Origin of the sequence: Pararcticibacter amylolyticus (genome assembly GCF_003130405.1) — a bacterium.
In the GTDB taxonomy this organism is placed as follows: domain Bacteria; phylum Bacteroidota; class Bacteroidia; order Sphingobacteriales; family Sphingobacteriaceae; genus Arcticibacter; species Arcticibacter amylolyticus.
Map to the genome: position 1 here is coordinate 1 of NZ_QEAS01000044.1, position 10335 is coordinate 10335.

The window sequence follows — 10335 nt, forward strand, 5'->3', positions numbered from 1 at the left end:
TTGAGAGCGCTCGCTAAGCAATAAATACATGCAGCTGGCGGCTAGTCCGTTGTTGCCGGAAGTAAATGATAAGCATCACTTTTTTCAAGCTAAAAAGCTCATTAGTTTTGAACATAACATTGATTTACCAGATAACAGGAGGTATAATTGATATGGGCATCATAGAAACAGTAAAGCTGCAGGAAAGACGTCAGGGACATTTGGAAGGCCGCCAAGAAGGTCGTTTGGAAGGCCGTCAAGAAGGCCATTTGGAAGGCCGTAACCAGGAAAAACGTAGTATTGCCATTGAGTTAAAGAAACTCGGGCTTCCTGCAAACAGCATATCAAAAGCCACCGGGTTGTCTGCTGAAGAAGTAGAACAACTATGATCTGCTGATGACCTGCTCATTTACCAGGAGACCGGAGGCTTTATATATAAGGCGAATGCTGATTTGGGCGGGCACTAAGCCTGCTGTACCCCTTCCTCGTCTAAACCTTCATATCTCTTCAGCCCAGGGAACTAAATAGTTTCAGGTAACAATCACAATCATGTTTGCGGTCGGAACGTCCATATCCTTCCCTTCCCGGTAATCAAAAGTAGGTATGACCTTATTGCTGCGGTGGTAGATTTGAGTTATGATTAGATACGCTGTTAGTATGGATATTTCATTAAATATCCCTCATGCTCAGGTTATGGAAGAAATGAAGTATCGTTATCTTAACCGGTAATGAGTTACTCTGTAATGTTGTCTGCCATTCCCGGCATTAATGGTTCTGCAGGATGAAGATAGCGGGAAGCTTTTAGCAAAACTTAATTCTTGTCTTAGAAACAATTTCCCTGGCTTTCTTTGTCTTATTGGGAAATAAATCAACTTTGGAGTAGTTGTCCAGCGATTTATCAATTTTCAATTTTAGTCCTAAACGCTCACTGACTTCCTTTAATTTATCACTTTTCATAATAAGCCTCTTTAAAAATATTACCAGATTAGACGTGAATACGTTAATACAAATATATTAATAATAATATCCGGATGTATCTGCCCCCTCCAAATCCTTCCCCTGCCGGTAATCAAAAGTAGGTGTGACCATTCATCATGCTAATACTCACATTCATCTATCTATTCGCTAGTTTCGTGTAATATTTTTCCTTATATAGAAATTTGAGTATAGATTCAACGTCATTACTGATTTGCTATATTGTTATGTTAAACGAATATTATTGCCAACTTTATTAAAAGCCTTTCTTATTATGAAAATGAAACTGTTACCTAATCTGACGGCTCTTCTTATCTGTCTTTTTCTGAGCTTTTCAACTTTGGCACAAATACCTCTTGCTCCCGCAAACATTCAGAGCCCAAATGCCGCCAGTCTTGGAATGTATGGACAGATACCCATCAGTTATTTTACCGGCCTGCCCAGAATAGAGATTCCCTTACATACGATATCGCAGCGTGATCTTTCGGTTCCCATCTCACTCAGCTATCACGCATCCGGAATGCGTCCGGATATGCATCCCGGGTGGGTAGGAACTGGTTGGTCTCTAAATAGCGGAGGGGTAATCTCCAGGATAGTGAAGGATGTGCCGGATGATTACCATAATCCCAATTATGGGCCGGAATCAACTAACTCTGGCTTTTACTATAACAGGAATGTATTAAATACATCAGATTGGAATCAAATTAGCTATATGCAGAGTGTAGCAAGGGATATGCAAAAGATGTTGAAAGATACAGAACCCGATGAGTTTTCTTTCAATTTTGGCGATTATTCCGGTAATTTTTATCTCAGTCCTGACGGAACCTGGAAAGTGCAATGTGACAGACCTTTGCAAGTTAGCCTTAACGGACCTTTTATTAATGTTCCTTTTACGGCGCCTCTTGGCACAAATATGAGTAACAATGGTATGTCTCAGACTTTTGGAGGCTTTACTATTACTACAGAAGACGGGACTAAATACTACTTTGGCGGCAATTCTAATGCAATAGAATATAGTATTGACTTTTTCGCCCAGGCAGAGGATGAATGGAAAGCGGGCAGTTGGTACCTCACAAAAATAGTATCTCCTAAAGGGGAAGAAATCAGCTTTAATTATGAAAGGGATGACTATCTCAATCAAATGTATATATCCATTGTGAATGATTTAGGTACAAGAACCAAGAATTCAGGTGGGATCTTTAATCCACAGCCAGCCTGTAATAGTTGGAGTTATAGTCAGGTATATCATAGTTACAATGGAAAGCTTATAGCGCCGGTATATTTGAAACAGATAAACGGAGTTCATTCTACTGTGAAATTTAACCGCTCTACCAGCACAGAGTTGAGGTATGATCAGACTGTCTACGATTATAAATATTCCTTATGGTCTCAGTACGGAGGTGGTAGCACCGTATTCCTGCCAATACTGTCCGATAACGGACCCTCCTCCTATTATCCTGCACTTCTCAACAAGCTTCAATGGAAGAAATTAGATCAGATAAGAGTAGAGAAATCGGACGGAACGCTTATAAAAGCATTTAATTTGGATTACTCAAATAACGTTTCTCAGCGACTTACACTTCTTTCTTTAACAGAACAGGGAAGCGATTTAAATGCGAAGGCTCCCTATTCTTTTGCTTATGACCAGTCGGTTTCTCTTCCTGGTTATTTATCCAACATGGTAGATCATTGGGGATTTTATAATGGAACATACGCTAATATTACTAATCAGAATAACTACTATAATACCTATTATAGCTATCGTAATCCAGTTGCAGCATTTTTGTATGCCGGAACATTAAATAGGATCACCTATCCAACGGGAGGCGTGACTGAGTTTACGTATGAACCCCACAGTTATGGTAAGCAATTACGGGAAGCAAGGGCTTTGTCTCCCGAAACTCTTAGTTCCTCAATGCTGGCCGGAGGCCTTCGGATTAAAAAGATTGTAAGTTATGATCCGCAAAGCCCTCTGGCGCGTAAAGAAAAACGATATTTCTATGTTTCGGATTTTACAAGTGCCGATAAGGTAAATACCTCGCTTTCCAGTGGCATTCTCGGAGGTCAGATTAAGTATTATTTCTTTGACTATAGCAGAAGAGCATTTAATGATAACGGAGTTACTTACTCAAAGTCACTTTTTTCGTCTCAGTCAGTTCTGCCTGGGTGTATCAACGCTATGGGTTGTCATGTCGGTTACTCGGAAGTGGTAGAGTTAAGCAACGAAGGGAGTTATAATAAGTATACATTCAGTAATTTCGATAGTAATCAGGACGATCAGGCCGATAATGTCCTTCAGTTAAGCCGAACAATCTATGAGCCATACTCCTCGACAGAGCAGGAAAGAGGAAAATTGATAAAGGAACAGAACTATAATGCATCCGGTAAGAAAGTCAGGGAGCGAAATATAGGGTACATCAAGTTAAACAAGGAAACGGAATTTGTTCCCTCGCTTAAGGCCAATTTTACTAGTGTATGCTCCGGGACAGCTGTGTCAGTTGAGGAGGGAACTGCCTATAAACTGTATACTTATGCTTATCTTCCTGATTATGAAAGAATTAATGAATACGATACTGTTGGGACACTGGCCCTCACTGTTTATAAACAATATACTTACAGCTTAACCAACCGTCTGGTAAGTACTGAGACTGTAGCCGATAGCAGAGGCAATACGCTTAAGAAGCAGTATGTCAGGCCTTATGATCTCAGTTCTTCTATATATAACCAAATGACAAGTGCTCATGTGTTATCCCCTGTTATAGAAGAAAGAAAATATCGAAGTGGAAACCAGATAGGTGCGGAATTCACGGACTATGCTCTGGTTAACAATTCAATGTTTTTACCCGTAAAGTTTAGCACACAGACTGTGTCGGACGCCCCGGTGGTAGAAAAGTCAAGGGTTACTTATGATGATCGGGGGAATGTGAATTGTCTCTACAGAAACGGTACATCTCTGGCTACTACTTATTTATGGAGCTATGGAGGGCAATATCCAATTGCAAAGATTGATAATGCCGAACCTGCAACTGTCTATTCAATACTTGGATCGAATGTTACCGGTTTCCGGAACAATTTGAATCCGACCTCTGCCCAGGTTGCTGCATTTCTTGCACCGTTAAATAACAATACGTCGATGAAAAATGCTCAGATTTCGAGCTATACTTTTGATCCGTATATAGGCGTGACCTCCATTACTGATGTAAAGGGCATGCTTACAGGGTATGACTATGACAATTTCCAGCGATTAAGAGGGGTTAAAGATTTTAATGGTAACATATTAAAAGGGTTAACTTACTATTTCAGGCCTCAATAAAGAGAATCTAACCATTTAATGAGAGAAAAAATGAAGACCTTAAAATATATCAGCAAGCTGTTGCTTTGCTTTATTCTGATCCTTATTACACAAAAATCCTTTAGTCAGGGAGCCAGCAGCAGCGATCCGATAATAGTTGATTTGTGTGGATATGGGGGATGGTATTCAGATGTACAGGACACCCGGTTGGGTACATTCCAGAATGACGGACAGATATGGTACCGTTTTGCAATAGGAAGCACTCAAACTGTTACTATATCTCACTGTAGCTCCGAGATTGATACCTATATGGAATTGTATTCATATCCCTACGGAAATATAAGTCTATTGACATCAAACGATGATAACGGTCCTGAGTGCCATTCTTCACAGGCTTCTATCAGAATGACACTTGACCCCGGGATCTATTACGTCATGTCGGGCGGGCATGGCGATGTACGGGGCGATATCATCACTGAGATTACCTGTGCCGCGCCGTCCGGCAGTAGCTTGGTAGGCGCTACCTATAATAATCCCATTGATATGGGGACTATTATGGGGGTGCCCCGGTTCGATACCCGAAGCATCCTTTCTTGCTACAGTAATCTGGTAGGGCAGAGTGGGAAAGATATATGTTATAAATTTAATGTCAGCAGTAATATGAATGTCTCTGTCTCAACAGAGATGAGTAATGTGGCTCTTGTAAATTTATATATACTGGATGCGAACAAAAATATAATCGAAACCGCCGATGGTATTATGAGAAACATAATATCAAATATGTCTTTGACTCCTGGCTCCTATTATGCGATAGTTGAGCCGGCAGATTATCAATATACTGATTACGAACATATTATAAGGGTTGATTTTAAGGCGGACATCCCGGGGGCACAGTTTATCTACCCTATAAATGCAGGAGTTTTAACAAATGGATCTACTTATTCGGATCTTAAGAACAACTCGCCAAGCTTTGGATATGCAAATGATATGGGGCAGCCGAGTGATGATATCTTTTATAAGTTTAAGCTAAATACAACCACCAACACTGAGGTGACAATTTCGCATTGCGGAAGTAATTTTGATACCTATCTCTATTTACTCGATGCAGCAGGAAATATTATCTCAAGCAATGATAATAACGGCCCGGTATGTAATACAACGCAAGCTTCTATTAAGCAGCTTTTAAGCCCGGGTACCTATTACGTAGTTTCTGAAGGTGCGGGTAATAACAGCGGAAATCTCAATACTCAGATTAGTGTCGGAGAGAAGAAAGGATGGACCAGTAATGTTCAGAATTATGTCAGGACATATATTCCCCGGACGGAAATAACCGATTATACCGCTGTCGAAAGCGCAAGCAGTAACAAAGATCTGGTACAAACTAGTACAGCATTCTTTGACGGCCTAGGGCAGTTGATTCAAACTGTCCAACGGCAAGGATCTGCCTCCGGCAGTGACCTTGTGCAAGCTGTTATGTATGATGGAGAGGGAAGAGAGTTTAGAAAGTACCTTCCTTATAAATACAATTCGACGGATGGAGGTTTTAAAATTGGGAATCCTGATGCAAATGTAAAAGCTTTTTATAATCCTCTGTCTCCCGGTGCCACGGGAATATCCCCTAGTGACTATCCTTACGCCGATGCTGTAATCGAGCAATCATCGATAGGGCGGATGTTAGAACAAGGTGCTCCCGGGGCAGCCTGGCAACCGGTATCATCTGCTGTGTCGGGAGGCGGCCATACAATTAAAACTACATATGGCGGCAATTCCTATGGGGGAGTAAAAAAATGGTCGGTTACGGCAACGGGAGGTGCTGTAAATGGAACCTATTCTAATACAACTCTTTCTAAAACTACCAAAACTGATGAAAACGGCAATCGCAGTATAGAATATAAAGATATCGAAGGAATGATCATCCTTAAGCAGGCGGAAGGCCCTCAGGGAGCCTTTCTTGATACTTATTATGTGTATGATGATCTTGGAAATCTGCGTTATGTTATTCCTCCGGCGGTAACTGTAACCAGCTTTAATGAGATAGATGATGTGTACAAACAATATATTTATGGTTATGTCTACGATAACAAAAACCGTCTTGCGAAAAAGCACGTACCGGGAAAGGGTATAGATTATTTTGTGTATAATAAACTTGACCAGGTCATCCTTACTCAGAATAGCATGCAAAGGGATCGCAGCTATACACTATGGTCTTTCACTAAATATGATGCTCATGGCCGCGTTGTTCTGACGGGTGAATGTGATTTTGTTACGTCACAGGAAGCCGGGCAGGCTAATGCAGATTTGTTTACAGGGGCCGTTTGGGAAACATTTACCGGAACAGGACCTGCACAGGGTTACAACAATGCCAGCTATCCAACAAATTACACCAAAATTTTAACGGTAAATTATTATGGTGAATACAGTGTGCCAGGTAATTCTTCAACGTATAACGCTTCGGTAACAGTGAGTCCGCGTATAAAAGGTTTGTTAACAGCGAGTAAGGAAAATATAATCGGAACGTCCGACTATCTTCTTTCTGTTAACTATTACGATGATTACGGGAGACTTAAAGAGACCGTTTCACAGAACCATCTGGGAGGCGTCGACCGGATCGTCAAAACCTATAGTTTTAATGGTGAATTAAAAACGAATACACGGGTACACAATACAAGTACTGCAAGCGTCACCATTTCTAACCGTTATATTTATGATCATATGGGAAGGGAAAGGCAGGTCTTTCAGAAAATGAATAATGATCCTGAAGTTAAATTGACGGATATTACTTATAACGAAGTAGGCCAGTCAATAAATAAGACACTGTGTAATGACCAGCAAAGTACTTCTTATGCCTATAACCAAAGAGGATGGTTAAAAAGCTCGGTTTCGCCGCAGTTTGCATTTGAGTTAAAATATGAAAATGGCACAAGTCCCCAATATAACGGCAATGTTTCTAATCAATTGTGGGGGAATGGTGTATTAAATAATACCTTTACATATACGTATGATAAGCTGAACAGGATGCTTTCTGGTACTTCACCTGGTTTAGGTGAAACCGTTAACTACGATGTGATGGGGAATATAACCAGCCTTACAAGAGACGGGTATGGAACAAATACCTATAGCTACAATGGAAATCGCCTGAATTCGATTTTGGGTTTTCTAAACGGAAGTTATAGTTATGATACCGATGGCAGCATGACTCAGGACGGGCCAAGAGGAATTTCTATTAGTTATAATAGCTTAGGGCTTCCGCAAAAAATAACAGGGAATCAGAATGTAACGTATACATATACAGCCAGAGGCGTGAAGTTGAAAAAGCAGAGTGCATCCGGTGTTGTTGATTATGTTAACGGGATTCAGTATCTAAATGGTTCTCTGGATATAGTTTTGACAGAAGAAGGTGTTGCCAGACGCAATGGCAGCAGCTATAGTTATGAGTATGATCTGAAAGATCATCTTGGGAATGTTAGGTATACTTTCTATAGAAATCCGTCGAGTGGGCAGATAGAACGGATTCAATCTGATAACTATTATCCATTCGGATTGCGTAAATCGGTTGCCCCGGTTTCCTTAAATAATAAATATCTCTACAATGGCAAGGAGCTGCAGGAAGAGCTTAACCAATATGATTATGGGGCACGGTTCTATGACCCGGTAGTTGGACGTTTTAATACAATAGACCCACTTTTGGAGTTAGACAGGAAAACAACCCCTTATGCCTATGTTTTCAATAATCCATTAAGATTTATTGATCCAACCGGGATGAAGGGCGAGTCAACTCATACCGATATATTTGGTAACGTGCTTGCAGTTTACCATGATGGGGATTTAGGAGTGTATAAGCATGACGATAATGCTGATGGTAGTACCCCAACTAAAGCAAATATAGATAAGAGACATGCAAAATCTACCTCTGCAGGAGGAGAAAAAATGGGAGAGACGGAGTTTTGGGATGAATTTATTGCTCCTGGTGAGACAGAGGGTAGTGGATCTATTCATTTTTCTAAAGATCCTGCCCAGTCTTGGGATGGTTTAGTTAAATGGGGAAATGAGCGCGCTACAAATCAGGATCTATCAATTACTCAAAAGGAATCAAAACTAAATCAAGTACTGGATATTAAAAATAACAAAGCTTGGGCGGATGCCGGTCCTATGACAGGTAGATTGCTAAATGGCAAGTTTGCTACTGCAAGATCTGCAGGAAATTATTTGGCTGGAATGAATGGTGTAACTGGAACTTTTCAGGGAAATCATATAAGTGGTGAAACTTATATGAAATTAGCGGGAGCGTATCAAGTTGGCGAATTCACTAAGTGGAATATTTTTAGGATATTGACCTTTGGAACTGCATTTGGCCCGGCACCTTATTACGGCGAAGAAACTTATTCTGGCAGGAGAATATTACAGGGGATTAATGCGGGATTAAGTAATAAATAGATATAATGAGAATGTTTTCAGTTATTGCTGGTTTAATGGTCGTTATGAGTTGTTCGTCAAATCTGGATGATACGTTTAATAGTGAGGTATTAGTTTCAAGTAAGCTTGAGAAGGTTTACATAAATACTTTGAATTGGGGTTTGACTGATGACAATCAGCTTTCTGCGATATCAAGTAATGTAGATAAACTAAGGAAAAGATCTGATACCCTTGGTACTGTAAAGGGGTTAGAGCCATTTATTTACACTTTTAAAACTGATACCTTAAGCTTGTACTTCGATGGAGAGATAACTTACCAGGTTCAAGATCATTTTAAAACTATTCACATAAAATATATAGTTCTAAATAAGAAGGAATATAGAGAGCTCCGGACAAAGGCTTATAACAATGAAGAAGGTTATCATTCTGTTCCAAAAAGACCCACCCAAGTAGGGTTGCCGGCTGATATGCCCAAGCCCCCTTCTAATTAGAAGATTAGAATAACACCGAAGCCCGGTTAGTCTGGGCTGGACGATTAGAGTTCTTCGATTTTATTAATAAGCTTCAGGGTGCGCTTGTCAAGGTTCACCTTATGACTTACTTCCTCCCGCCAGGTGAAAGAACAGAAGATGAAAAAGGTACTTTTTTTTATTGTAGCTGCTACGTTGATTGCTTCTTGCAAGTCTGACGAAGCAAAATACGAGAAAGAACTAACAGCTAACATTAAAGAGCTAACAAACATTAAAAATAATATTGATCATCAGATACGCGTCAAAGACATTGACCGGTCGCGATATTCCCTGAATTTTACTTCTGATTCCACAGATCTGCATTCAGGCTATTTTATATACGATGAAGAGGTAGCTAAGTCGATGAAAGAGCTGAATATTAAGTCGATCCGATATGATAAGACTCCTTGTACCCTGAAAAAAGATTACGACACGATGTATTTCCAATTAGATGATGTGGGCGTTTCAAAAGGTAGAGTGGTTTATTTTGTATTTGATTCATGCGGAGTTGCCGAAAATGTGAAGAATAAAAAAACTTATCGGAAAAGAGTTTCGGAAAACTGGAGCTTGTATATCGATTCTAATTATCCAAGCTCTTACATATTTCGATAATGTAGATGTTTGCCGTAACTTCAGAGTTTCTGTGTCGCTAAAACCTTCCCCTCCCGGTAATCAAAAGTAGGTGTGACCTTATTGCTGCGGCAGGTAGATTTGAGCTATGAGCAGGAAACGCGATACTGTTGTGGTGGTGAGGAAGATCCAGGTTCTGGTGGATACGGAGGATGCGGAGGAGGCGAATGCCGTCAGGCAAAAGATCTATGGGTGGCAGGAGATCTGCTTCCGGGCGGCCAATTATATCTGCACGCACCAGTTTGTGCAGGACCGCATCCGCGACTTTGTTTACCTCACGGAGGAGGTTAGGCTGAAGCTTTCGGAAACCAGCCGGGAGAATACCACCTACCAGATGCTGTCGGCGATGTACAAAGGCCAGATCCCGATGAACATGATGGCTTCGTTGAACCACAGCCTGGTGCAGCAGTATAACGCTGAGCGGAACGCGTACTGGTCGGGGCAACACTCTCTTCGCAACTATAAGAAGGGGCTGGGGCTTCCCGTGCCGCCGTCGGACTTTAAGCTTAGCCGGGATGAGAAGAGCGGCGAGTATAA

The 10335-nt window shown here is 40.9% G+C and carries 6 protein-coding genes and 1 pseudogene; 6 read left to right on the forward strand and 1 reads right to left on the reverse strand.

Features of this window, described 5'->3' with window-relative positions; all coding sequences use genetic code 11:
- The first annotated feature begins 65 nt into the window (after window positions 1-65).
- A complete protein-coding gene (locus DDR33_RS24590; RefSeq protein WP_109418449.1) occupies window positions 66-368 on the forward strand; it encodes a hypothetical protein in 303 nt (100 codons plus the stop codon).
- 412 nt (window positions 369-780) lie between these two features.
- On the opposite strand, the gene DDR33_RS26825 is transcribed toward DDR33_RS24590, so the two are convergent.
- Complete coding sequence (locus DDR33_RS26825) at window positions 781-936, reverse strand: hypothetical protein (RefSeq protein ID WP_238387941.1); 156 nt, start codon at window positions 934-936, stop codon at window positions 781-783.
- A 292-nt stretch (window positions 937-1228) separates the two neighbouring features.
- Here DDR33_RS26825 and DDR33_RS24595 point away from each other — a divergent pair, with 292 nt between their 5' ends.
- The 5 genes and pseudogenes from DDR33_RS24595 to DDR33_RS24615 all read left to right on the forward strand — a co-directional run.
- Complete coding sequence (locus DDR33_RS24595) at window positions 1229-4267, forward strand: nucleotidyl transferase family protein (RefSeq protein WP_109418450.1); 3039 nt, start codon at window positions 1229-1231, stop codon at window positions 4265-4267.
- Window positions 4268-4297: 30 nt separating this feature from the next.
- The gene (locus tag DDR33_RS24600; protein ID WP_158280864.1) at window positions 4298-8680 is read left to right on the forward strand and encodes an RHS repeat domain-containing protein; all 4383 of its coding nucleotides are present in this window, start codon (window positions 4298-4300) and stop codon (window positions 8678-8680) included.
- 5 nt (window positions 8681-8685) lie between these two features.
- Entirely contained in the window at window positions 8686-9150 is a 465-nt protein-coding gene (locus DDR33_RS24605; RefSeq protein WP_146198865.1) for a hypothetical protein, read from the forward strand.
- Between the two features lie 138 nt (window positions 9151-9288).
- Window positions 9289-9780: a hypothetical protein gene (locus tag DDR33_RS24610; RefSeq protein ID WP_146198866.1), complete on the forward strand. Its 492-nt coding sequence runs from the start codon at window positions 9289-9291 to the stop codon at window positions 9778-9780.
- 106 nt (window positions 9781-9886) lie between these two features.
- Window positions 9887-10335 (forward strand): annotated as a pseudogene (locus DDR33_RS24615) (hypothetical protein); the annotation flags it as partial.

Excerpts from the sequence above, each read along its gene's own strand:
- DDR33_RS24590 (WP_109418449.1), top strand. The coding sequence starts at position 66 with ATGATAAGCATCACTTTTTTCAAGCTAAAAAGCTCATTAGTTTTGAAC.
- DDR33_RS26825 (WP_238387941.1), bottom strand. The coding sequence starts at position 936 with ATGAAAAGTGATAAATTAAAGGAAGTCAGTGAGCGTTTAGGACTAAAA.
- DDR33_RS24595 (WP_109418450.1), top strand. The coding sequence starts at position 1,229 with ATGAAAATGAAACTGTTACCTAATCTGACGGCTCTTCTTATCTGTCTT.
- DDR33_RS24600 (WP_158280864.1), top strand. The coding sequence starts at position 4,298 with ATGAAGACCTTAAAATATATCAGCAAGCTGTTGCTTTGCTTTATTCTG.
- DDR33_RS24605 (WP_146198865.1), top strand. The coding sequence starts at position 8,686 with ATGAGAATGTTTTCAGTTATTGCTGGTTTAATGGTCGTTATGAGTTGT.
- DDR33_RS24610 (WP_146198866.1), top strand. The coding sequence starts at position 9,289 with ATGAAAAAGGTACTTTTTTTTATTGTAGCTGCTACGTTGATTGCTTCT.